At 34.3% G+C, this 25,975-nt stretch carries 21 protein-coding genes; 20 read left to right on the top strand and 1 reads right to left on the bottom strand.

Annotation, left to right across the window (positions count from 1 at the left end; all coding sequences use genetic code 11):
- Positions 1-100: 100 nt before the first annotated feature.
- From ftsE to EDD63_RS09025, 4 genes are all read left to right on the top strand, one after another.
- Positions 101-790 carry a cell division ATP-binding protein FtsE gene (ftsE, locus tag EDD63_RS09040; RefSeq protein ID WP_134170650.1) on the top strand — a complete coding sequence of 230 codons (690 nt, stop codon included), beginning with the start codon at positions 101-103 and terminating at the stop codon, positions 788-790.
- Positions 783-1,688, top strand: a complete 906-nt coding sequence (gene ftsX, locus EDD63_RS09035; protein ID WP_134170648.1) for a permease-like cell division protein FtsX — start codon at positions 783-785, stop codon at positions 1,686-1,688. The genes ftsE and ftsX (EDD63_RS09035) overlap by 8 nt, the downstream gene beginning before the upstream one ends.
- A 139-nt stretch (positions 1,689-1,827) precedes the next feature.
- Positions 1,828-2,730, top strand: coding sequence for a permease-like cell division protein FtsX (ftsX, locus tag EDD63_RS09030; protein WP_134170646.1), 903 nt, complete (start codon positions 1,828-1,830; stop codon positions 2,728-2,730).
- Between the two features lie 17 nt (positions 2,731-2,747).
- Entirely contained in the window at positions 2,748-4,043 is a 1,296-nt protein-coding gene (locus tag EDD63_RS09025; protein ID WP_166667602.1) for a CHAP domain-containing protein, read from the top strand.
- A gap of 308 nt (positions 4,044-4,351) precedes the next feature.
- On the opposite strand, the gene EDD63_RS09020 is transcribed toward EDD63_RS09025, so the two are convergent.
- Entirely contained in the window at positions 4,352-4,537 is a 186-nt protein-coding gene (locus EDD63_RS09020) for a hypothetical protein (RefSeq protein WP_134170642.1), read from the bottom strand.
- 170 nt (positions 4,538-4,707) lie between these two features.
- Between EDD63_RS09020 and pulA the strand changes: the two genes are divergently transcribed.
- The 16 genes from pulA to EDD63_RS08940 all read left to right on the top strand — a co-directional run bounded on the left by pulA (position 4,708) and on the right by EDD63_RS08940 (position 25,880).
- Positions 4,708-6,774, top strand: coding sequence for a type I pullulanase (pulA, locus tag EDD63_RS09015; RefSeq protein WP_134170640.1), 2,067 nt, complete (start codon positions 4,708-4,710; stop codon positions 6,772-6,774).
- Between the two features lie 105 nt (positions 6,775-6,879).
- A complete protein-coding gene (locus tag EDD63_RS09010) occupies positions 6,880-7,530 on the top strand; it encodes a uracil-DNA glycosylase (protein ID WP_134170638.1) in 651 nt (216 codons plus the stop codon).
- The gene (locus tag EDD63_RS09005) at positions 7,531-8,772 is read left to right on the top strand and encodes a bifunctional folylpolyglutamate synthase/dihydrofolate synthase (protein WP_134170636.1); all 1,242 of its coding nucleotides are present in this window, start codon (positions 7,531-7,533) and stop codon (positions 8,770-8,772) included.
- Positions 8,773-8,880: 108 nt separating this feature from the next.
- Entirely contained in the window at positions 8,881-9,726 is an 846-nt protein-coding gene (locus EDD63_RS09000) for a folate family ECF transporter S component (RefSeq protein ID WP_134170634.1), read from the top strand.
- A gap of 105 nt (positions 9,727-9,831) precedes the next feature.
- Positions 9,832-11,283, top strand: a complete 1,452-nt coding sequence (locus EDD63_RS08995; RefSeq protein ID WP_134170632.1) for an Ada metal-binding domain-containing protein — start codon at positions 9,832-9,834, stop codon at positions 11,281-11,283.
- 14 nt (positions 11,284-11,297) lie between these two features.
- Complete coding sequence (locus EDD63_RS08990; protein WP_134170630.1) at positions 11,298-11,828, top strand: methylated-DNA--[protein]-cysteine S-methyltransferase; 531 nt, start codon at positions 11,298-11,300, stop codon at positions 11,826-11,828.
- A gap of 197 nt (positions 11,829-12,025) precedes the next feature.
- Positions 12,026-13,132, top strand: a complete 1,107-nt coding sequence (locus tag EDD63_RS08985; RefSeq protein ID WP_134170628.1) for an anthrax toxin lethal factor-related metalloendopeptidase — start codon at positions 12,026-12,028, stop codon at positions 13,130-13,132.
- Positions 13,133-13,284: 152 nt separating this feature from the next.
- Positions 13,285-14,244, top strand: a complete 960-nt coding sequence (gene pta / locus EDD63_RS08980; RefSeq protein ID WP_134170626.1) for a phosphate acetyltransferase — start codon at positions 13,285-13,287, stop codon at positions 14,242-14,244.
- Between the two features lie 191 nt (positions 14,245-14,435).
- On the top strand, positions 14,436-15,587 hold the full coding sequence (locus tag EDD63_RS08975; protein WP_134170624.1) for a glucose-1-phosphate adenylyltransferase: 1,152 nt from the start codon (positions 14,436-14,438) through the stop codon (positions 15,585-15,587).
- Positions 15,587-16,702, top strand: a complete 1,116-nt coding sequence (glgD, locus tag EDD63_RS08970) for a glucose-1-phosphate adenylyltransferase subunit GlgD (protein ID WP_134170622.1) — start codon at positions 15,587-15,589, stop codon at positions 16,700-16,702. Before EDD63_RS08975 ends, glgD begins: the two co-directional genes overlap by 1 nt.
- A gap of 9 nt (positions 16,703-16,711) precedes the next feature.
- The gene (gene glgA, locus EDD63_RS08965; protein WP_134170620.1) at positions 16,712-18,166 is read left to right on the top strand and encodes a glycogen synthase GlgA; all 1,455 of its coding nucleotides are present in this window, start codon (positions 16,712-16,714) and stop codon (positions 18,164-18,166) included.
- 152 nt (positions 18,167-18,318) lie between these two features.
- Positions 18,319-19,833 carry an IMP dehydrogenase gene (locus EDD63_RS08960; protein ID WP_134170618.1) on the top strand — a complete coding sequence of 505 codons (1,515 nt, stop codon included), beginning with the start codon at positions 18,319-18,321 and terminating at the stop codon, positions 19,831-19,833.
- Positions 19,834-19,963: 130 nt separating this feature from the next.
- A complete protein-coding gene (locus EDD63_RS08955; RefSeq protein ID WP_134170616.1) occupies positions 19,964-21,154 on the top strand; it encodes a coenzyme F420-0:L-glutamate ligase in 1,191 nt (396 codons plus the stop codon).
- 13 nt (positions 21,155-21,167) lie between these two features.
- Positions 21,168-22,457 carry a glutamine-hydrolyzing GMP synthase gene (gene guaA, locus EDD63_RS08950; RefSeq protein ID WP_134170614.1) on the top strand — a complete coding sequence of 430 codons (1,290 nt, stop codon included), beginning with the start codon at positions 21,168-21,170 and terminating at the stop codon, positions 22,455-22,457.
- A 155-nt stretch (positions 22,458-22,612) separates the two neighbouring features.
- Positions 22,613-25,231 carry a PRD domain-containing protein gene (locus EDD63_RS08945; protein WP_134170612.1) on the top strand — a complete coding sequence of 873 codons (2,619 nt, stop codon included), beginning with the start codon at positions 22,613-22,615 and terminating at the stop codon, positions 25,229-25,231.
- Between the two features lie 337 nt (positions 25,232-25,568).
- Positions 25,569-25,880 carry a PTS lactose/cellobiose transporter subunit IIA gene (locus EDD63_RS08940; protein WP_134170610.1) on the top strand — a complete coding sequence of 104 codons (312 nt, stop codon included), beginning with the start codon at positions 25,569-25,571 and terminating at the stop codon, positions 25,878-25,880.
- Positions 25,881-25,975 lie beyond the last annotated feature (95 nt).

Below are 25,975 nucleotides of genomic sequence, written 5' to 3'. Positions count from 1 at the left end.
AACCATAATCAACCATGGTTTAAATACGGTTGATAGAAAGGAAAGGTATGCTGTAGATGACTGTTACATGAGTCATTTATAATATACCAGGAGAGTAACAATGATCGATTTTGTGGGCGTATCTAAAACGTATCCGAACGGGGTACATGCGATAAAAAATATGACCCTTCATATTTCTGAAGGTGAGTTTGTATACTTGATTGGACCAACAGGTTCAGGAAAATCTACATTTATTAAACTCATCGATGGAGAGGAAGTTCCTGATGAAGGAACAGTAACTGTAGTAAATACAAATGTAGGAAAACTGAAATTTAAGAAAGTTCCATATTACCGTCGTAATATTGGAGTTGTCTTCCAAGATTTCCGTTTATTACCAAATTTAACCGTATTTGAAAATATCGCTTTTGCGATGGAAGCAATCGGTGAAAATAAACACGAAATTCGTAAACGAGTTCGTGAAGTATTACAACTTGTAGATTTGGAAGACAAGGCACGTTGTTTCCCACGTGAATTAAGTGGTGGGCAGCAACAAAGAGCAACGATTGGTCGTGCAATTGCCAATCGTCCCAAAGTGTTGGTTGCTGATGAACCAACCGGAAACCTTGACCCTGAAAAATCAAGTGAAATTATGCGTTTACTAGAACGTATCAATGAAGAAGAAAAAACGACAATTGTAATGGTTACACATGACCAACAATTGGTGGATTCTTTTAAAAAGCGTACGATCGCACTTGAGGAAGGATACATTGTTGCAGATATGATGAAGGGTGGTTACATTAACCATGAGTAAGTTTTTTCGCTCCATCCCATTCTTTCTAAAAAGTGCATTCAATTCTTTGCGTCGTAATATACCAAGTACAATTTCAAGTGCACTTGCGGTTACGGTAACCTTGATTTTGATTTCTATTTTTCTATGTTCAGCATTGAACTTGGATCACTTCATTTCTCAAGTAGAAGGTGCAGTACAAGTACAAGTACGTGTTGAACGCGATACACCAAAAGCTAGAGAAGATGAAATCAAAGCAGAACTAGAACGTATTCCAAATGTGAAAAGTGTTACGTATTCATCAAGTGATCAAGAATTTGATAAACTGATTGAAAACACGGAACAAGGTGGAGAACAATACGAAAGTTTACGCGAAGATAAACCATTCTTACCTGCATTCTATTTGGATGTAAAAGAAGGTGAAGCGCTGGCAACTGTGCGTGATGTAGCTGTAAAAATTGAAAATGTATATGATGCAAACTATGGTGGAGAATCAACCTTAGGTATGGTGAATGTTTTTAACCAAGTACGCCTTGGTGGTGCCATCTTTGTTGGAGTGCTTTGTGTACTTGCGATTTTCCTAATCTCAAATACGATCAAAGTAGCGATTCAAAACCGCCGTAATGAAATTGCAATTATGCGTAATGTAGGAGCAAGCCACTGGTTTATTAAAATCCCATTCATCTTTGAAGGGATGATGATTGGTGCCATTGGTTCCATTATTCCAATCATTGTAAGTATGGTTGGATATCACGTGCTTTATGATTACTTTAATGGACGAATCTTGACTGATGTTTTCCGCTTATATAAGCCAATGCCATTTATTGGAAACATTGCACTGATTTTGCTGTTAGCAGGAATTGTTGTTGGAGCAATCGGTAGTTTACTATCTGTAAACAAACACTTAAAATGGAAACGATAGTAGCGTGTAATATGCTACTATTTTTTTATGAACCATTCATTCATATTTTTTTACATTTATGATGTAAAAGTTTGGTTTGTCATGTGAAGTTTGCTATAATTGTTTAGTAGATGAATTTCGGAAAAGAGGGAAAAGGATAATGATTAGAGCTATCAAATCAATACCTTATAATATAAAAAAAGCATGTAAAAGCATTGTAAGAAACCTGGGAGCATCTGTTTCCAGTATTTTTGCGGTTACAGTTACACTGATTTTAATCATGTTATTTGCAGTTGCTGCATTTAACGTTTCAAGTTTTACCACAAATATCGAAACACACATTCAAGTGTTAGCACGTGTGGATACGATTGTGGAAGATACTCAAATTCCAGAATTGGAAACAAAATTAAAGTCTATTGATCATGTCACAAATGTGCGTTATTCAAGTGCTAGCGAACAGTTGGATTTATTAATCAATGATGAAAAAAGTAAAGGAAAATACAACAGTTTTAAAAATAGTAATCCTTTGCCAGCAGCATTTTATGTAGATGCAGATGAAGGAAAAAACGTACCAGCAATTAAGAAAAAGATCTTAGAAATAGATGGCATCATGGATGCAAACTATGGTGGAGATAGTGTAAATGCAATGATTAAAGGATTTAATAGCATTCGTATTTATGGTGGAATTTTCATTGCGGCACTTAGTTTTCTAGCGATGTTCTTAATTTCAAACACGATTAAAATTAATATCCATAACCGACGTGAAGAAATCGCAATTATGCGTAATGTAGGAGCAAGTAACAGTTTTATTAAAGCACCATTCTTATTTGAAGGAATCTTTATCGGGATACTAGGTTCCATCATTCCAATCTTATTGACGATATTTGGATATGGGTATGTATATGATATGCTTGGTGGACATATGTTAACTTCGATGTTTACATTATTAGCTCCACTACCATTTGTGGTATACTTGAGTGGGATTTTACTAGCCATCGGTATTTTCGTTGGATTTATCGGTAGTTTGCTAGCAATCAATAAAAACTTAAAATGGAAGCGATAGTTCATAGGAGGTCATCAATGAATTTAGCGAAAGGAATAAAACAAATTACTGCAGGTATACTTGTAGTAGCAATGTTGGTTGGGTTCAACATTCAAAATCCAAACGTACAAAGAAAAAGTGAGTTTGAAGGAAATGAAGGATACTGGACAGAGTTATGTACGCAGTATACGACAGATCAAAATACAATTGCGAAATGTAATGAATACCGCAATTACTTACAAGGAAAAATAAATGCTGGAACACAGCAAAAAAATAATGCGCAAAGTGAGATCAATGCAATTCAAGGAAACATTGATGAACTTGGTGCATACTACACAAAGGCAAAAGAAGATGTAGCAAATAAAGAAGGCGAAATTGCAATGCAAGAAGCTGCAATTCAAAGTATTGCAGATGAAATCGCAAAAGCAGATGTAGCAATTGCTTTACATGAAGAAAAAGTACAAGCAAGAAAAGAGAAAATCTTGGAACGTTTACTTGATGTTCAAGTCTCTATCAATGCAAATGAATATGTTGACTTCATTATGGGTGCGGAAGATTTAGTTGATTTCATTCAACGTAGTGAAAGTATTGGAACTATCAATGACGCGGACCGTAAATTGATGGATGAACTTAAAGAAGAAGTTAAGCAACTTGAAGCAGCAAAAACGGAAAAAGTTCGGGTTAAAGAAACACACGAATTAGAAAAACAAAACTTAGAAGTACAACGTGTACAACTTGCACAAGAAAAAGAAAAAGCAGAACTTGCATATAATGAGATTCTTACAAAACAAGAACAATTGCGTGCACAAATTGCATCTGCGGATTCCATGGTGGATTCGATGACCGGATTGATGCCAACAATGGCAGCACCACCAAATGCAGGAAGTGGATCACTAAACTGGAACCGTGATTGGTATTCTGGTTGGTATACTACAGGATTAAACCCATTTGTAGCGCAATACATTGGACAATGTACATGGTATGCATATGGACGTGCAAATGAAGTAAATAACGGTAGTTACATGGGACTTCCAACTGGAAATGCACAAGATTGGTATGGTACAGCTGCTGCACGTGGATATAGTGTAGGAAGCGAACCAAGAACAAATGCAATTGCGGTTTGGGGACATGGATATTATGGTCACGTCGCATTCGTTGAAAGTTATGGTGGTGGAACAATTACCATTTCTGAAGCAAATGTTAATGCACCAGGTGGTGGACTTCCAACGTGGACAAGTTTAGATGTAGCAATTCAATATACACTAACAAGTCAAATGAGTTATGCTGCATTATGCGCACAACGTGGAACACCAATTGGATTTATTTATCTATAGAATGTAAGGCACAGTGTGAGGTTGCTGAAAAAGAACTTGCTTGAATTATCAGTATTCTAAACATTCAGACAATTTAAGCAAATTTATTTAAACATATGAAAAAAACGAAGAATTAATTGGATTTCTATCCATTATTCTTCGTTTTTTCTTTCATCAATTTCTCAATTCTTCTCATATTTGAGAGGAATATCGCACTTGCTCCTTGTATGGATATACCTAAAAGACCACATCCATCTCCAACAACTCCACCTACATCAATTCCGTTTGTTTCACTTTTACTACAGTTTAGACTTTTTCAGCAGCCTACATTAAGGTGTCAAATTTAACATTTTTTTTGCCTTCTCTATATATGGCTTATATTTATCGGGTAACTCTCCTTTTCCATCCATAACATCCACCAATACATCATTTGGATAATCTTCGTCATCATAAAAATTTCCAGGAATCAATTCTAGAACTTTATCATATAATCTTATTTCATCATGAATATTCATTTCGTTTCACCTCATTGATAATGTGCTTTGTTCTATTTAATTTTACCATATAATTAGGTTTTCAACATAAATTACATCATACAACATAAGTACAGCAATTCTGTACAGTGTACCTTATTTTTTTCGTAAACATGAACATGGTATAATACATAAGAAGAGGTAAGTAGAATATGAGAATGCATAGTTTTTTTGAAGCATATCTTGATGATGAAGATTTGTTGCATATATATCGAAAGAAAGAAAGTATCACTGAGATTCCAGTGAGTTTTTATATGGAAGATACCGATCATCATTTTTTAGATCTCATGGTTGAAAGCCAAGAAGAAGTGGATGACTATATTTGTTATACCTGTAAACTGAGTAAACCAATCACTTATGGAATTCAATATGATGTGGTTCACGAATTAGGAAGACGAACACCGCTCGAATTTGCCATGGTTGTGAAAACGGATCGTTTTGAACAACGCTTTTATTATGATGGGGATGACTTAGGTGTTAGTTATGATAAAAATGGAACGATGTTTAAAGTTTGGGCACCTACTGCTTACCGTGTAGATTTAGAAATACTCAATGGAGAACGTATCATCTATCCGATGTTTCGTGATGAACATGGAGTGTATTCACGTAAAGTTTATGAAGATGTATTACATCAACGCTATCATTATTTAGTTAGTGTGAATGGCCATATCTTTGCGACAATTGACCCCTATGGTAAAGCAGTTGATGCAAATGCACATTATAGTATTGTTGTAAATCCACAAAAACCACAGTGTATACAACCAAAAACACCAATCGAATCGGAAGTCGATGCCGTTGTTTATGAGTTAAGTGTTCGTGATGCTAGTGAAGCTGGAACCTTTCAAGCGCTTGGGATGTCCAATCACTCCAAAACAGGAATTGATTACTTTGCATCTTTAGGAATTACACATGTGCAATTGCTTCCCATCTTTGACTTTTTTGGTGTGGATGATAGTCGTCCAAAGAAATTCTACAATTGGGGCTATGATGTAAACCACTGGTTTAGTTTATCAAATGCATATGGGAGTAATCCGTTCAACCCCGAACAGAGTATTTATGAATGCCAAATGATGATCCAAGAGTTTCATAAGAAAGATATGCGTGTGAATATCGATGTTGTCTATAATCACTTATATGAGATAGAGAGTTCAAGTTTATATAAAACTGTACCATATTACTATTTCCAAATTACTGATGACTACACATATACAAATGCATCCATGTGTGGAAATGATATTGATTCATCACGCTTGATGTGTAGAAAGATGATTGTTGCTAGTAGTCAATATATGATTGATTATTTTGATATTGATGGGTTACGCTTTGACTTGATGGGAATTCTTGATGTGGATACTTTAAATGAGATAAGCAAAAAAGCAAAAGCAAAAAAAGCGGACTTTATGATATATGGAGAAGGTTGGAATATGCCTTCAAGCTTACAAGAAGACAAGCGTGCTGCCATTATAAATAATGAGAAAATGGAGCATGTTGCGCATTTTTCAGATGTGTTTCGTCAAGCAGTTAAAGGAGATCCAAGCAATACCTATTATGATAAAGGGTATGCATTAGGTAATGTAGCACGTATGTTTCAAACGATGAATGTGCTTGGTGCAAGTGTAGGTGATTTTGGGTATCACAAAATCTTTAGTTCACCAACCCATGCACTAAACTATGTGGTTTGTCATGATGGGTATACATCATTTGATTACATTAATTTAGCTTGCGCAGATGAGCCAAATGAAATCAAACGTAAGAAACACAAGATGATGCTTGTATTTGTCTTGCTTGCGCAAGGAATTCCATTTTTACATGCTGGACAAGAATTCTTACGCACGAAAAAAGGGGTTCGTAATTCATACAATAGTGGTGATGATATCAATCGATTGGATTATACATTAATCGCAAAAAATGCTGATGTTGTAACCTATACAAAAGATTTAATTTCCTTACGAAAGATGTACCCAGTATTTCGTAAACGAGAAGTTGAAGATATCTATGATCATGTGATTTATGATCATGTGGATGAAAAAATGTTGGTGTATAAAGTAAGTGATGAAGATCATGAACTTCATGTGTATTTTAATCCAACAGGAGAAACATTTCATGTGCAACCACTAGAAAGTCAAACCATTATCTTCAGTGATGGAATTGTACAAGATCACAATGTGGATCAATTTGATGTATATCCATATGGAGTATTAATCACAAAAGTGAGATAACATGTCTAAAATGGCATGTTTTTCTTTATATTGATGCGAACATGTCATAATGATGTCGAAGTCATAAGCTTTTATGATATAATTTTGCCATTGAGAAAAGATATTATGAAATTTGATACATTTTTAGCAAACGAACAAACACAACCGTATTATCAAAAACTAATGAAGTTTTTAGATGAACAGATGCAAAGTAAAACCATCTACCCACCAAAAGAACAATGGTTTCATGCTTTTGAATTACTTAAAGATACACAAGTAAAGGTTGTTATTTTAGGACAGGACCCTTACCATGGACAAAATGAAGCGATGGGTCTTGCTTTTTCTGTGGAAATGGGTGTAAAAATACCACCAAGTCTACAGAACATTTTTAAGGAATTAAAAGCGGATATGGGATATGAAATTCCTTTGTTTGGTGATTTATCCAACTGGGCAAAACAAGGCGTTTTATTATTAAATACGGTATTAACTGTAGAAAAAGATAAAGCCAATTCACATAAAGGAAAAGGTTGGGAAATCTTTACAGATCGTGTATTGATGGAGCTTGATAAACAAGATACACCGATTGTCTTTATCTTATGGGGAAAACAAGCGATTGAAAAGAAAGCGTTGTTGCATAATCCAAATCATCTTATTTTGGAAAGTGTACACCCATCTCCATTAAGTGCATATCGTGGGTTCTTTGGTAGTAAACCATTCTCACAAACCAATGCATTCTTAAAGGAACATAATGAAACAGAAATTGATTGGAGATTATAAATGATGAAATTTACAAACTCAAAACAAGTCATCGATAAAATAGAAGTAAAAAAACGCAATGGATTACAATTGTTGTCTCTAAAAGCATTTATGGAAGAAGTAGGAAATCCACACCTTCAGCTAAAATGTATACATGTAGCTGGGACAAATGGAAAAGGTAGCACCGTTAATGCGATGAATCACGTATTGATGGAAGCTGGTTATAAAGTAGGAACGTTTACATCACCGTATTTGGAAACTCATCATGATCGAATTCGTATCAATGATACGTTTATTAGTGATCAAGCAATTGTTGATTATGCAAATACATACTATGAAAAATGGGTGGAACACGATTTAAGCATGTTTGAAATCGATATGTTTATTGCGGCTCAATATTTTGTGGACCAAAAAGTTGATTTAGCGATTTTCGAAGTAGGAATGGGTGGAGACCGTGATGCAACAAATATCATTTTTCCAATGATCAGTGTAATTACAAATATCGGGTTGGACCATATGGAATTCTTGGGTAAAACTTATGTTGAAATTGCTGAGAAAAAAGCAGGGATCATTAAAGCACACACACCACTTGTGACTATGGAGCGTAGACAAGAATGCTTAGATGTTTTTGCGAACGTATGCAAACAAGTCGACAGTCAAATGATCGTATGTGATGATCCACGTGATGTATATGTGGATGATATGCTTCACTTTACGTATCGTGATATGCACTTTAACCAACAAACATTGGCAAAATACCAAGCAAAAAACTCAAGTTTGGCAATAGAAGCATTATTGCAATTGCGACAACGTGAATTAGTTACATTTAGTGATCAAGACTTGCATCAAGGAATACGAAATGCAATTTGGAAAGGAAGATTCGAAGAAATTCAAAAACATCCTCGAGTTATTATTGATGGTGCACATAATGTTGAAGGTATGCGTGCTCTTGTTGACTCGTGTCGTGAGTATGATAATATTAGAGTATTGTTTAGTGCTCTAGCTGATAAACCATATGGGGAGATGATCGATTTATTAATGGAAATAAGCGATGATATCACTGTGTGTGAATTTGATTTTCCACGTGCTGCAACAGCTGAAACGATTGCAGCAGGAAAGGATGTCAAAATCATCAAAGACTATCGTAAAGCCATCAACGAACTGATGGATGAGTCGCATATCTTACTTGTATGTGGGTCTTTGTATTTTATTGCAGAAGTACGAGACATGTTTTTAAAGAAAGGAGAGTCTACTCTTTCTTAAGTTTTAGAATGTACGCGGGAAGAAAAACCTTCTAGCGGAATTTACGCCTGTGGAGTGTACGCACGCCGAAACAGGAATTCTATTACTCATTTGAGTAGCAAACAAATTATGTTTTCAGGTTTTTCAGGTGGCGATTTACTCGTCCAAGTTATTTGTTTGTTGGTGCTTATTGGGTTATGTTTATTTGTATTTAAAAAATATCCCCTTCAAGTTACCATTCAGAATATTGTGTTCGCCGCAATGTTTGTCTTATTAGCATCCGTTATGAATGCTTTGTCGGTGATGATCCCCTTCTTTGGGGTACCAAGTGTGAAACTATCCTTTGTGATACTTGTCTTAATTGTCGCAGGTAGTAGTTTATCACCATCATGGGCATACTTGGTTGGACTTGTTTTTGACCTTGTTGGTTTATTAATTGTCCCAACCGATCAACCGTTTTTAGGGTTTACCCTTAGTCACGTCTTGGTTACTTTACTACCATCACTATGGTATGTAAAAAGCCAGTCGATGGAACCAAAACTCGCATTTCGTATAATATATACGGTATTATTATGCTTGGGTGTTGGTGCTGCAGTATATATTTTCCAAATGGATGAAATCCAAGTTGGACAAGATATTGTGGCAATTACAACGGTGATGAAATTGTCGATTGTCTTATTTATTAGTGTAGCGATTGTTGTCTTATTTGTCGTATTGCGATATATGCAAAAAAATCAAAAAGAAGATACGGCTGCAGCATTTGCAAAATGGATGATGATTGCAATTGTAGGTGAAGTATTATATTCGATTATTCTTACACCTTTATGGTTAGATGTGATGTATCACATACCATGGTTTGTGTCGATGTTTATTCGAGTGGTAAAAGCTTGTGTAATGATACCGATTGATATTGTCGTTGGCTTTAGTTTGGTGAAACTTGTCCACAAAGTATCTTTTGCAAGTAAACAAAAATAGTGAAAATGAAGTAATTGCTGAAAATTGGCAATTACTTTTTTTATGTCCGAAAATAGCGAGTATCTTTGTGTATTGGTGGTATACTTGCAGTAAGGAGGTAGCAATATGAAAGAAAACTTAGATTATCTATATCAAGCATTTCAAGCAAAAGATATTCGCTTTGATGGAAAATACTTTATGAGTGTTGCCTCGACTGGAATCTATTGTCGACCTGTGTGTAGTGCAAAGATGCCAAAAAAACAAAATTGCACCTTCTATAAAAGTGCAGCAGAAGCCGAACTACATGGGTTTCGTCCTTGTTTAATCTGTCGACCAGAACTTGCACCAGGAAGTGCTAAAGTAGATCATACAAAACAAATATTGAAACAAGCATTACAACTTATCGATGATGGATATGTAGAAGAACATAGTATGTCTGAATTAGCTCAAACGCTGAAAGTTAGTGATCGACACTTGCGAAGAATATTTCAAGAAGAGTTGCATATCTCACCAAAGAATTACATAGATACGGCACGTTTGTTATTAGCGAAAAACTTATTAACTGATACTTCCTTACGTATTGTTGATGTTGCATATGCTGCTGGGTTTAGAAGTTTACGAAGATTCAATGATGCATTTAAAGTGCAATATCGGATGAGCCCAAGTCACTTTCGCAAGGGTTGTCAAAAGGTGAAGGATGACACGATTACCGTAAAACTTGGATATAAGAAACCATTTCGGTATGATGCGTTATTAACTTTTCTGGCAAATCGACTCATACCAGGTATTGAGAAAATCAAAAATAAGACATATTATCGAGTGTTAACAATCAAACAAAATGATACATACATCTATGGAATCATTATCGTTGAAAATGACGAAAAACAGAGTGTCTTAAAATTAACCATATCTGAAAGTCTTATTCAAGTATTGCCACAAGTCATTCGTAAAGTACGGCATTTGTTTGATTTACATAGTGATCCATATCTTATATATGAGCACTTAGAGTCAGCGAATACGATAATTCCTGATTGCTATAAAATAGGAACGCGTATTCCAGGCTCACCAAATGATTTTGAAATGGTGTGCCGTGCGATTATTGGACAATTAGTCAGTGTGAAACAAGCAATCCAAGTGTTAGGTAGATTTAGTGAACAGTTTGGTGAACCAGTAAGTTCACATATAGAAGGACTTCAATATGCATTTCCAACACCAGAAAAAGTGGCAAGTATGGATCATGCATATGATGTACTGTGTCCACTAGGACTGACACGTACCAAAGTAGATGCTCTAAAGGGTGTAGCAAACTTGCTAAGTACAATAAATTTGCAATTGCAAGGTATGACTGACTACAAGAAAACAAAACAGATGGTATGTGCAATACGAGGTATCGGAGCTTGGACGTTCGATTATGTTGCGTTACGTACGTTTATCGATACAGATATTCTTTTAACTTCAGATTATGTAATAAAAAAACGATTCCAGCAATATGCAATTGAGGATCAAAAAGTATTTGATGTATATAAACCATATCGTAGCTATATAACCATTGGCTTGTGGGAATTAGAAAATCAGTAGAATGGAGAAACAACATGATTATACAATCAATATATCACTCACCAATTGGTGAACTATTAATTGCAGTAAATGATGATGCACTACTTGGTGTATGGATGAAAGACCAAAAGTATTACAAACAAAATATCAACGAAGAAATGAGAAATGATGATCAACATAAAATAATCATGCAAACCAAACGTTGGTTAGATCGTTATTTCCGTAACGAGAAACCAGCAATTGATGAATTGCATTTAGCTCCAGTAGGAACGCCATTTCGCAAAGATGTATGGGATATTCTTATGCGTATTCCCTATGGGCAAGTAATTACCTATCAAGATATTGCAAAACAAATCGCAAAAGCTAAAGGCATCAAACGAATGTCCGCACAAGCAATCGGTGGAGCAGTTGGACACAATCCCATTTCCATTATTATTCCTTGTCATCGTGTAGTAGGAACAAATGGAAGTTTGACTGGATATGCTGGAGGAATCGAAAAGAAGATTACACTATTGCAACACGAGCAAGTAGATATGCAAGATTTATTTGTTCCTAAAGATGTTTAGAAAGGCACTCAAGTGACTTTTTATTTGCCTGTGGACTTCAATTGACATTGCTACATGATGTGCTAGTATTTATAATGGAAAATGGTTCTATTTGTTAAATGATTATTTGTTGCAATAGGGAACTGCAATTATCATTTATGCGATATATAGATGTATCATCGCAAATATAAATAAACTGTGTGTGAAGGAGAGAGTAGATGAGAAAAAAATGGGGAATTTTCATGATTTTAATTGTAATCATGGTCGGAGCTTTTATATTTACCAATCAAGCAAGCGCAAGTGAAATGTTATATTCACATAAAGAAATCACAGTGGAATATAACACCAAAGATAAAATTAAAGATGAAGTTACAAGTGCGTTATTAAGAGACGATAAAGTGATTGTAACTTTTAAAGAGGAAGCACAAAAAGATGTAGATGCATATATTTTTACTGTTGAAGTAAAAACGTCAGATAGTACAGATGATGTAGCAAATGAAGTAGTTGATGTATATGTCAAAATGGAAGATACACAAGTACCTATTATTGAAACCAAGGTAGATGAAATCGAGCTTGAAGTAGGGGATACATTTAGTATCGAACAACTGGAAATTGCAGCATATGATGTCGTTGATGGAAAACTAAACTATGACATTATTGAAAACGATGTAAATACTGAAGTTGCTGGTGATTATTCGATTGTTATTGAGGCAAGTGATGTAAATCAAAAATCTTCACGTAAACAAATACATGTTCATGTACATGAAAAAGAGATTGTAATACAGCCACAAACGCAAATACAAAGTATCGCACCAACAGAATCACTAGCAAGTCAAAGTCCAAGTATGTCAAGTTTGGATCGTAGCAATTTACAAGTTCGTGGCTGGAAGATTATTGCTGGAAGCGATGTATCTGATGATGTGATTCGCTCATATGTAAATGAACTTGAATCACTTCCCGTTACTTATAATCAATGCAATCTTCATACAATACTGATTGATACTAGCAAACCCTATCCATATTTAGGTATGGCATATAGTGATGGCCGTCTATGGTTAAATGGAGCCGCGTATTATGCAACAACTGCTCTACATGAAGCAACTCATGCATATGACTTTTATTCAACAATTTCCCGCACGCCAGAATTTGAAGCAATCTATGTAAGTGAAAAAGGGAAACTACCTGTAAAATTTAGTGCAAACATGAATGATAATACATATGAATGGTTAGCGAATGCAGTTGTCTTTTACTATTATGATAAACAAACATTATTATCAAATGCACCACAAACGTATACATATATTGAACAACGTGTACTTATATAATATGTAAAAAGGTCCTATATCAATAATAGGATTTTTTTGCATAATGCATGCGCTTCCATATATTTCTTTATATCAAACAAGATATGTGAAAAGTTGTATAAAAGGAGTATAATAGATACGGAAAGTATCGCAAAGAAAGAGGTAAGAGAAAAATGTTAACATGTATGTTAGATAAAATTAAAGGGAAAAACATTCGCATTGTTTACCCAGAAGGGACAGATGTTCGTATTTTAGAGGCAACTGCTAAACTACAAAAAGATGGAGTGTTATCACCAATCTTATTAGGAAATGTAGAAGAAGTAAAAGCAGCAGCTAATGCTGGAGGATTTGACATTACTGGAATTACAATTATCGATCCAGAAAACTATGAAGGACATGATGAAATGGTTCAAAAACTTGTTGACCTTCGTAAAGGAAAAATGGATAAAGAACAAGCAAGTGCAGCTGTAAAAAAAGGGAACTACTTTGGTACGATGCTAGTTGCTATGGGACTTGCAGATGGACTTGTTGGTGGAGCAACATATTCAACTGCTGATACAGTTCGTCCTGCTTTACAAATTATCAAAACAAAACCAGGAGCAAAACTTGTATCAAGTGCATTTATTTTAGCTCGTGGAGATGAAAAATATGTAATGAGTGATTGTGCAATCAACATTGATCCAACAGAAGATCAACTTGTTGAAATTGCAATTGAAACTGCAGCAACTGCTAGAGTGTTTGGTGTTGAACCAGCAATGGGATTATTATCTTATTCAACATTAGGATCTGGTGCAGGACCTAGCGTAGATAAAGTACGTAATGCTGCAAACCGTTTAAAACTTATGAACTTAGATTTCCCAGTAGATGGAGAATTGCAATTTGATGCTGCCATCTCACCAGAAGTTGCTAACACAAAAGCAAAAGATTCAACAGTTGCAGGAAAATGTAATACATTTATTTTCCCTTCAATTGAAGCTGGAAATATTGGATACAAGATTGCACAACGTCTTGGTGGATTCCAAGCTGTTGGACCAATTCTTCAAGGTCTTAATGCACCAATCAATGACTTAAGTCGTGGGTGTAATGCAGAAGAAATCTATTCTGTATCAGTAATTACTGCAGCACAAAAATAAGATATTTATACAGTCGAGTGGGTTATATATATAACTCACTTTTATTTTGCAACGACTGAATTTTCCACTTTCTTAAACGAAAAAGACAAAGTATAAGTATTGCATAACTATATCGATTAAAACCATAGTGTTTTATTTTAGTATGTTGTATGATTTATGTATAACAATACGAAAAGAGGGGGTTATTTATTATGAAAGCTAGTAATATGGTAGCAATGATTCTAGCTGGAGGAAGAGGGTCTCGATTGCATGCCTTAACTGATACTGTGGCAAAACCAGCAGTACATTTTGGTGGAAAATATCGAATCATCGACTTTCCACTTAGTAACTGTGCAAACAGTAATATTAATGTCGTTGGAGTATTGACGCAGTATGAGTCAGTACTATTAAATGCATATGCAAGTCAAGGACAACGATGGGGACTTGATACATTTGACAGTGGTGTCTATGTACTTCCACCACGTGAAAAAGCAGAAGCAGATTTAAATGTGTATGAAGGAACTGCAGATGCGATTACACAAAATATCGATTTCTTAGATCGACACAATCCGGAGTATGTTTTGATTTTATCTGGAGATCACATCTATAAAATGAACTATGAGATGATGCTAGAAGAGCACGTCAAAAATAGAGCAGATGCAACGATTGCAGTACTTGAAGTACCAATGGAAGAAGCAAGCCGTTTTGGGATTATGAATACGGATAGCGAAGGAAGAATTGTAGAGTTTGAAGAAAAGCCAGAACAACCAAAGAGTAATTTGGCAAGTATGGGGATTTATATTTTCAACTGGAAACAACTTCGTAAGATGTTAACAGATGATGCAACTGATAAAGATTCAGTGCATGACTTTGGGAAAAACATCATTCCAAAGATGTTAGAAGAACACAAACGTTTATATGCATATACGTTTGGTGGATATTGGAAAGATGTAGGTACAATTGATTCACTATGGGAATCAAATATGGACTTACTATATCACCCAGATAAGATCAATCTAAATGATCCTAACTGGAAGATTTACTCAGAAGATTCAACATCATTACCACACTATATTGGCGAGACGGGAACGGTTGTTCATTCGTATATTAACCAAGGGTGTGAAATTCATGGGTGTGTGGAACGTTCGGTGTTATCACTTGGTTGCGTAATTGGTGAAGGTGCGATTGTTCGTGACTCTGTATTATTACCAGGTGTTATTGTTGAACCTGGTGCGATTTTGGATCGAGTGATTGTCAAGGAAGATGTAATCATTGGTCAAAATGCTGTTGTTGGTAGCAAGGACAGTAAAGAAATCGAATTGATTAGTGAAAATGTGATTGCAAGTAAAGGGGGAAAAGCGTAATGGCTGATGCATTTGGAATTGTTGTATATTCAAACAAAGGTTTTGAAATTGAAGGGCTAAGCCAATACCGTTCCATGGGAGCAACGTCATTTCTTGGACGTTACCGTTTGATTGACTTCCCTTTATCAAGCCTAACAAACTCAGGAATTGAAAATATTCAATTATATGTAAATGAAAAACCACGAAGTATTATTGCACATGTTGGAGCTGGACGTCAGTACAACATCAATACCAAACGTGGAGAATTAAAAATCTTGTTTGATGAAGATAATCAAGCAAGTCGTATTTACCAAAATGATGTTCACTCATTTAACTACAATAGACAACGTATTGAAGAAATGCCTCAAAAATATGTGGTGATTACTTCAAACTATATGTTATATACAGTTGATTTTAATGATGTTATTAAAGCACATGAGGATTCAGGTGCAGACATTACAATGATGTATAAAAATGTAAACAATGCAGATGAAGCATTTATCAACTGTGATGTGATTGAACTAAATAGACAAAAAGGGGTTAAGAGTATGAATCTTAACCTGGGTGGAAAAGCAAATTGTAATATTTCCATGGATACATATATTATGAATAAAGATATCTTCTTAGCGATGATTGACCAAGCAGTCACTACCTCATCTCTATATTGGATGCGCGATATGGTATTAGATGCAACTGCATACTTAGATATTCGTGGCTACCAATACAAAGGATACTTATATGCAATCAATAGTTTTAAAGCATACTTTGATTGCTCAATGGATTTATTAAATATCAATACACGTAATGAATTATTTGATAATGACTTACCCGTTTATACAAAAACTAATGACTCAAGTCCTGCACACTACTTTAAAAGTGGAAAAGCAACAGGTTCACTGGTATCAAATGGATGTTTGATTTCAGGAACGATTGAAAACAGTATTATCTCACGTGGATGTATTGTTGAAGAAGGAGCTGTTGTTAGAAATTCGATTATCTTACCTGGAACAAAAATTGGTAAAGATGTTGTTGTTGAATACGCAGTTGTGGATAAAAATGCAGTCATCAACAAAGTGAAAAAAGTTGAAGGAACTGCAGATCAACCTGTATACATTAAACGAAGTGATCGGATTTAGGTGTTATTAATGAGTGAGAAAAAAGTATTATTTGTGGCAGCAGAAGCACTGCCATATATTAAGAGTGGTGGACTTGCAGATGTTGTTGGTTCTCTACCAAAAGAATTATTAAAGTTGGGATTGGATGTTCGTGTTGTTATCCCATTGTATAAAAAAATCGCTGAAAAAAATCACGAAGAATTAGAATTTGTTTGTGAGTATTCTGTAAATATCAATTATGTAGAAGTACCTGTACGTTTATTAACAAGCGTTTATGAAGATGTACGTTACTACTTTGTTGAACACCAAGGGTATTTTGAACGTGAAGGTGCACTTTACGGTTATCAAGATGATGGTGAACGTTTTGCATATTTCCAAAAAGCAGTTCTTGAAATGTGCAATCAACTGGACTATTTTCCAAATGTGATGCACTCGCATGATTGGCATACAGGTATGATTCCAGTGATGTGTAAGGAAAACTTCTTACACGATCCACGTTATTTAAACATTCGTCATGTGTACACCATTCATAATCTTGCATATCAAGGAAACTTCTCTAAAGATATGTTAGATGGATGTTTAGGTTTAAGTATGCATTTATATGACAACGGAAATGTTCGCTTTGATACTGGAATTTCCTTTATGAAAAGTGGAATTGTCTATGCAGATAAGGTGACAACCGTATCACCAACTTATGCACAAGAAATTCTAACAAGTGAGTATGGTGAACATTTGGAACATGTACTTCAAATGCGTGCTCAAAGCTTACGTGGAATTGTGAATGGAATTGATGTAGATGTTTGGAATCCAAAAACAGATGCAACACTGCCACATAACTACAATAAGGTCAATGTTTTCAAAAACAAGAAACTTAATAAACTGGCATTACAAAAAGCACTTGGATTACAAGAAGATCCAGATGTATATGTAGTTGGATTAGTTACACGATTAACTGGTCAAAAAGGATTGAATCTTGTGCAACAAGAAATGGGTGCTTTGATTGCAGCAAATATGCAAATTGTGGTGCTTGGTAGTGGTGATGCAGATATAGAAAATGATTTTCGAGCAGTAGAAGCAGGAAACAAAGGAAAGTTTGTCTTCTATTGCGGCTACAATGAAGATCTTGCACATCAAATTTATGCAGCCTGTGATGGATTTTTGATGCCTTCAAAATTTGAACCATGTGGAATTTCACAACTTATCTCCATGCATTATGGAACCTTACCAATTGTTAGAGAAACTGGTGGGTTAAAAGATACAGTCATTCCATATAATCAATATACAAAAGAAGGAACTGGATTTAGCTTTGCCAATTTCAATGGTTGGGAAATGGTTGATGCTGTATATCGTGCGTTGGAATGTTACTATGACAATCCAAAAGACTACAAACAACTTGTACGAAATGCTATGGCAACTGACGTGAGTTGGGAACACAGTGCAAAAGAGTATAAAGAAGTTTATGATGAGTTCGAAGAGTGGAAGTAATTCTGCTCTTTTTCTTTATAAAATACATACGAAAAATACACAAAATAATAGGAAAAAATGGAGTTATGAAAATTTATGAAAACTCTTTTCAAGTTCGGTTGACTTTAACTTTTAAACCCTTATAATTAATACAAAGAAAAATGGAGGTAATTATGGCGTTTTATTTTAAAGAACCATCACGTACGTTTAGTGAATACTTATTAGTTCCTGGATACTCAAGTACTGAGTCAACTCCAGAAAATGTAACATTGAAAACCCCTCTTGTGAAATTCAAAAAAGGGGAAGAATCTGCAATTACTATGAATATTCCAATGGTAAGTGCAATTATGCAATCTGTTTCAGGTGATGAAATGGCTGTTGCATTAGCAAAAGAGGGAGGAATCTCTTTTATTTATGGATCACAAACCATTGAAGAAGAAGCAGCAATGGTTGCCAAAGTTAAAGCAACAAAAGCTGGATTTGTGCCAAGTGATTCAAACTTAAAACCAACGGATACGTTGGCAGATGTTATCGCATTGAAAAAGAAAAATGGGCATGGTACGATCGCAATTACAGAAGATGGTACAGCTGAAGGGAAAATGGTTGGTGTTGTAACCAGTCGTGATTACCGTGTTTCACGTATGGATAAAACAACGAAAATCGAGTCATTTATGACACCATTTGCAAAATTGATTACAGGAAAAGATGGAATCTCTTTATCTGAAGCAAATGATATTATTTGGGATAATAAATTAAACGCCCTTCCAATTATTGACGATAATCAACGTCTTAAATATTTCGTATTCCGTAAAGACTACGATTCTCACAAAGAAAATCCAAATGAATTATTGGATAGCGACAAAAGTTATGTTGTTGGTGCTGGAATCAACACAAGAGATTATGCTGAACGTGTTCCTGCTTTAGTAAAAGCTGGAGCAGATGTATTATGTATCGACTCAAGTGAAGGGTTCTCCGAATGGCAACGTTTAACTTTAAAATGGATTCAAGAAAACTATGGAGATACAGTAAAATGTGGAGCTGGTAACGTTGTAGACCGTGAAGGATTCCGTTTTCTAGCAGAAGCTGGTGCTGACTTCATTAAAGTAGGTATCGGTGGTGGTAGTATTTGTATTACCCGCGAACAAAAAGGAATTGGACGTGGACAAGCAACTGCACTTCAAGAAGTAGCACGTGCACGTGATGAATACTATGCTGAAACTGGAGTATATGTTCCAATTTGTAGTGATGGTGGAATTGTTCATGACTATCACATGACACTTGCTTTAGCAATGGGATCTGACTTTATTATGTTAGGTCGTTACTTCTCAAGATTTGATGAAAGTCCAACAAAGAAAATTAACGTAAATGGACAATACATGAAGGAATACTGGGGAGAAGGAAGTGCAAGAGCACGTAACTGGCAACGTTATGACACAGGTGGAGAAGAAGAAGGTCTTTCATTTGTGGAAGGTGTTGACTCATATGTTCCTTATGCAGGTAGTTTGAAGGATAATGTAAGCTTAACATTAAGCAAAATCAAACATACAATGTGTAACTGTGGAGCATTAACGATTCCTGAACTTCAAGAAAAAGCAAAAATTACATTAGTTTCTGCAACTTCATTAGTTGAAGGTGGAGCACACGATGTTGTGGTTAAAGAAGGAAACTATACAAATAAAAACGATTAACTCATAAAATGCATGCAATCTTGTGTGCATTTTTTCTTTATCATGAAATTTCTGCATTTTTTTTACTTCTTTGGACTAATTTCTATTATAATAAAGATGTTATAAATGAATGAAGAAAAGAGGAAACGTAATGGATAGAAAAATTGGAACAATCTCAATGGGGGTACGATGCCCAATTATTCGTGAAGGTGATGATTTAGCAAGTATCGTTGTTGATAGTGCACTGGAATCAATAAATAGCATTGGTTTATCAATTCGTGAAAATGATGTAATTTCGGTGACAGAGTCGATTGTCGCAAGAGCGCAAGGAAACTATGCAACCGTTGATGCAATCGCAAAAGATGTACAAACGAAATTAGGTGGAGAAACAATTGGGGTAATGTTTCCAATTCTTTCAAGAAACCGTTTCTCTATTTGTTTAAAAGGAATGGCAAGAGGGGCAAAGAAAATTGTCTTAATGTTATCGTATCCAAGTGATGAAGTTGGAAACGGACTACTTACGTATGAACAATTGGATGCAGCAAATGTAAATCCATACAGTGATGTATTATCACTTGAACAATACCGTGAATTATTTGGCTATGAAGTACATGAGTTTACAGGTGTTGACTACATTAGTTACTACAAAGAACTAATCGAAAGTGAAGACTGTGCATGTGAAATCATTTTTGCCAACAACCCAAAAGTGATTTTAGATTATACAAAAGATGTATTAACATGTGATATTCACACGCGTCAAAGAACAAAACGTATCTTAAAAGAAAACGGTGGAAACCGTATTCTAGGAATGGATGATATATTAAATGCACCGGTTGATGGAAGTGGATTTAATACAGAATATGGATTACTTGGTTCAAATAAAGCAACTGAAGATACAATTAAATTATTCCCTAACAATTCACAACAATTAGTGGAAGATATCCAAAAACAAATTAAAGATAAAACGGGAAAACATATTGAAGTTATGGTGTATGGCGATGGTGCTTTCAAAGATCCTCAAGGAAAAATTTGGGAACTTGCAGACCCTGTCGTTTCACCAGGATACACAAGTGGATTAAAAGGAACACCAAATGAAGTAAAGTTGAAATACTTAGCCGATAATGATTTCAAGGACTTAAATGGTGAAGAATTAAAAGAAGCAATTAAAACAAGAATTAAAGAAAAAGATGAAGATTTAACTGGTGATATGGCAAGTCAAGGAACAACACCTCGTCAATTAACCGACCTTATTGGTTCATTAAGTGACTTAACAAGCGGTTCTGGAGATAAAGGAACACCAGTTGTCCTAATTCAAGGATACTTCGATAACTATACAGAATAATAAGGGGAATGACATGAAGCAAGATATGATTGTAATACTCGATTTAGGGAGTACAGAAAATACGACATTAGCACGTGATATACGTGCGTTAAGTGTGTATAGCGAAATCTATCCACACGATATCACAAAAGAAGAAATCCTAGCTTTACCAAATGTAAAAGGAATTATTCTTAATGGTGGAGAAAACCGTATCGTTGATGGACAAGCTGTTGATGTAAATGATGAAATCTATTCAATTGGTGTACCAATTATGGCGATTGAACATCCAACAAGTAAAGTGGATGGACTTAATCACTATCCTACAGAAGCAGAACTTTCAACATTTGTATTAGATACATGTAAAGCAGAAAAAACATGGAATATGAAAAATTTCGTAGCTGACCAAGTGGAAAGAGTACGAAATGAAGTCGGAGATAAAAAAGTATTGTTGGCGTTATCTGGAGGAGTTGATTCTTCAGTTGTGGCTGCATTACTAATTAAAGCAATTGGAAAACAACTTGTTTGTGTTCACGTAAACCATGGATTAATGCGTAAAGGTGAATCAGAAGATGTAGTTGAAGTATTTAGAAATCAACTAGATGCAAACTTGATTTATGTAGATGCAAGTGAGCGCTTCTTATCAAAATTAGATGGTGTTTCAGATCCTGAAGAAAAACGTAAAATCATCGGGAATGAGTTTATTGTAGTGTTCGATGAAGAAGCAAATAAACTAGATGGTATTGATTATCTTGCACAAGGAACGATCTATCCAGATATCGTTGAGAGTGGAACAAAAACTGCAAAAGTAGTAAAATCACACCACAACGTTGGTGGATTACCAGAAGATATGAAGTTCAAATTAATTGAACCATTATATCAATTATTCAAAGATGAAGTACGTGCATGTGGTCTTGAACTAGGATTGCCTGAACATATGGTATTTAGACAACCTTTCCCTGGTCCTGGTCTAGGTGTAAGATGTCTAGGAGCAATCACAAAAGAACGCTTAGAAGCAGTCCGTGAATCTGATGCAATTCTTAGAGAAGAATTTGCGAAATATGGACTTGATAAAAAAGTATGGCAATACTTTACAGTTGTACCTGATTTTAAATCAGTAGGAGTTAAAAACCACGAACGTTCATTTGATTACCCAGTAATTCTACGTGCAGTAAACACAGTTGATGCTATGACAGCAACAATTGAATTACTAGACTGGGAAGTCTTATTGAAAGTAACCGATCGAATTGTCAAAGAAGTACCAAACGTCAATCGTGTACTTTATGATCTAACACCAAAACCTACGGGAACAATTGAGTGGGAATGATATCAAAAGCAATTATTTTTATTAAATATCTGTCAAAAAACATAAGATGAAAATCTTGTGTTTTTTAAAATGTTTTGTATTAACTAGAATTATCGAATATAGTATTATTATATAGATATGTTTTGTCTGTTTGAGCAAATTGAAAGAAGGTAGTTATGAAGAGTAAGAAAGAAATGATATTATCTGTCATCCAAAAGACTGCTGGAAGAATGGAAGGGGAGTTTGAATTTTCAACGACTTTTTTAGCAGAAAAACTGCAAATGCAAAGAAGTAATGTTTCTACAATTTTGAATCAATTGGTTAGTGAATCAGTTCTTGATAAAATAAATGGTCGCCCTGTTTTATATCGACTTTCAGGACAATCTACACACAATGGAGAAGAGAGTACAAGCTTCCAACAACTCATTGGTTATAATAATAGTCTGAAAAATGCCATTCAATTAGCAAAAGCATCTGTAATGTATCCAGATGGTCGCCTAAGTATTTTACTTATGTCTGAAAAGGGGAGTGGGAGTAGTCGATTCGCACAAACAATTTATGACTATGTGGTTGAGAAAGTGATAATAAATAGTGATTCTCCATATATAAAAATAAACTGTAATTACTTTATTCATAATATGAAAGGTCTAAGAGATACATTAATGGAATCTGAAAATAATGCTTTGAAATCTGCGGAAAATGGAGTGCTGTTTGTTGATCATATTCATTTGGTTCCAGATGAATGGAAAACAACTATTTATGATTTGGTATCAAAAGCAACAAATGATTATAATACTATTCTTATAATGTCTTCGGATTATTCAATTGATTCCAGATTAAAAGAGTTTATACCAGTTAAAATAGAATTACCTAATTTGAAAAAGAAAAAACTTTCTGAGAGATTTGAGTTTATACAAAAACAGTTAATAAATGAATCGATTAAAATGAAGCAGCCGATTCATATTGAATCTTATTTATTAAATGGACTTTTATTATATCCTTGCAGTGGTAACTATAAACAACTGCAAGACGATATACGAATGGGGTGTGCAAATGCATATACTAGAAGTTTTCAAAGTAATGTAGATAGTCTATATTTATTGTTTGAAGATTTTCCATCATATATTCGAAAAGGGTTACTTTTATATAAAAACAATTATCCGGAAATTAATAGACTTATTAATCAGGATACTACCTATAGTTTTGAAAATAATAAGGTTGAAAAGGTAAAAGAGGAAGATAAAAATTCGAAAACAGTATATGAGTGGGTAGAAGAAACAACAAATAGTTTAAAGAGTAAAGGACTAAATATGGAGGATATAGAGGTTATTATAACTTCAGATCTAGAAAAACGTTTATATACATTCACCCAAGGTATTGAAAAAGAAAATATTGATAAAGAATCGCTTTCAAAAATTGTAGATCAACATCTCATTGAACTGACAGATCAGTTTTTAGATGAAGCATCCGAAAAATTCAAGAAAGTATATCCTAGCTCAGTTCTTTATGGGTTATGCTTACACCTTTCATTTGCGATTGAACGGGTACATGATCGTCGTAAATTAAATAAAGAAATAATCGATGATATGAAAAGTAATAAAGAAGAATATCATTTTAGTGCACAATTTCTAAAAAAACTTGAACAGGAATTTCAAGTTCAATTATATGATGATGAATCAGCTTTAGTAACAATGTTTCTAATTCAAAGAAATAGAGATGAAATTAAAAGTGAATACCCAGTGTTCTTAATTGCAATGCATGGAGAATCTACTGCATCATCATTGGTGGATGTGGTTTCCTCACTGACGAAATCTGATCAAGTATATGCATATGATTTATTATTGGATATGGATATACATGATGCTTATGAGGAGTTAAAAGCATTACTAATTGACATTAGTAATGGACGCGAAGTGTTGATGATGTATGATATGGGTTCATTAAAGACAATGGGAGAGACTATTGCTAAAGAAACAGGTATAAATATACATTTCTTAGTATCACCAACTACACTGCTGGCATTGGAGTGTGCAAGAAAGATAACGATGAAAAATAATGTTACAGAAATATTAGATGATTTGAAATTAACTTATGAAAGCTATTATCCTTATGTAATGGAAAACTATAAACGAATGTCGATGAAAAACATAATTGTAGCACTTTGTATGACTGGTGAAGGAGGAGCAATTCAGATTAAACAATATCTTGATAAACATTTAGATATTGAAAATGCTGAAGTAATTCCTTTAGCTATGAATAATACAAAACAGTTAATAGATAGTATTAATCATTTAAGAGAAATGCATAATATTTTATATATCATAGGAACAGAAAATCCACAACTACATAATATTCCATTTATATCTGTGGCACAGTTATTCTCACTACCAGCAAGTAAACTAACAATGTTATTATCAATTGGTGGAGTGGAAATAGCAATGAAAGGTAAAATGGAATATACAAGAATTTGTAATAATTTAAAGGAAGAACTACCGGGACTTGATATTGATGGAATTAAGCGTATTTTACCTAGTATAATAGGTCAGATAAATGAAAAGTATTCATTGAATCAAGATCAAAGGGTCGGAATTTTTATGCATTTAGCTGGCTCGATTAATCGACTGACATCGAATGAAAGTATACCAATATCAAAAGATGATACAAGGATATTAATGAAGAATAAAACGATTCTAAATGATTTACACGATATTTTGAAACCAATAGAAAATTATTTTGATATTAAGTACAAGGATGAAGAATTAGAAAATCTTATTCGTATTATTAAGAAAATTTAAGATTTAGTAGAGAGACATAATTATTATGTCTTTTCTTTTTATTTAGTGTATGAAGTGTATGAATGTTTATTGAAGATAATATATGTTGAGGATTATATAAAACATAAATGTGCAGTAGTCATGTTATTATACATATCACTAAATTATCAATAGTGTATAAACTACTGTTAATGTGTATAAATAAGAAAAAATAATCAATAAAATAGAAGGTTGATAAAGTGCTAGTATTTTAATAAACTTTGCACATAAGGAAAGAATTAATTCATATCAATGGTCGACCGATAGGAAATGATTTCCATTATAAGTGAGATTTTATCACGAGAGGAGTGTATAGAATATGGATATTGAAACCGTTTCAATGACTTTAATTGCTCATGCCGGAGAAGCACGCAGACTTGCATTCGAAGCCTTAGCAAAAGCAAAAACTCATGATTTTACAGAAGCAGATGTGTTGATAGCAGAAAGTGAAAAAGAAGTTACTTTGTCACATCAAGGACAAACTGATTTATTAATTAATGAAGCAAAAGGCGTATCAACACAAGTAAATGTACTATTGGTGCATTCACAAGATCATTTAATGACAAGTATGTTGGCAATTGATTTAATAAAAGAAATGATTATATTATACAAGGAACTATCTAAGAAATAGTTAAGATAATATGAAGTGACCCCCTAAGTTGTCTAAACGTGGATTTAGATTCATAATAGAAATTGTAAAAATAATATTAAGAATCGTTACCATAA

Source organism: Breznakia blatticola (assembly GCF_004365815.1).
Taxonomy (GTDB): Bacteria; Bacillota_I; Bacilli_A; order Erysipelotrichales; family Erysipelotrichaceae; genus Breznakia; species Breznakia blatticola.
This window is presented reverse-complemented; position numbering and strand designations above follow the sequence as displayed.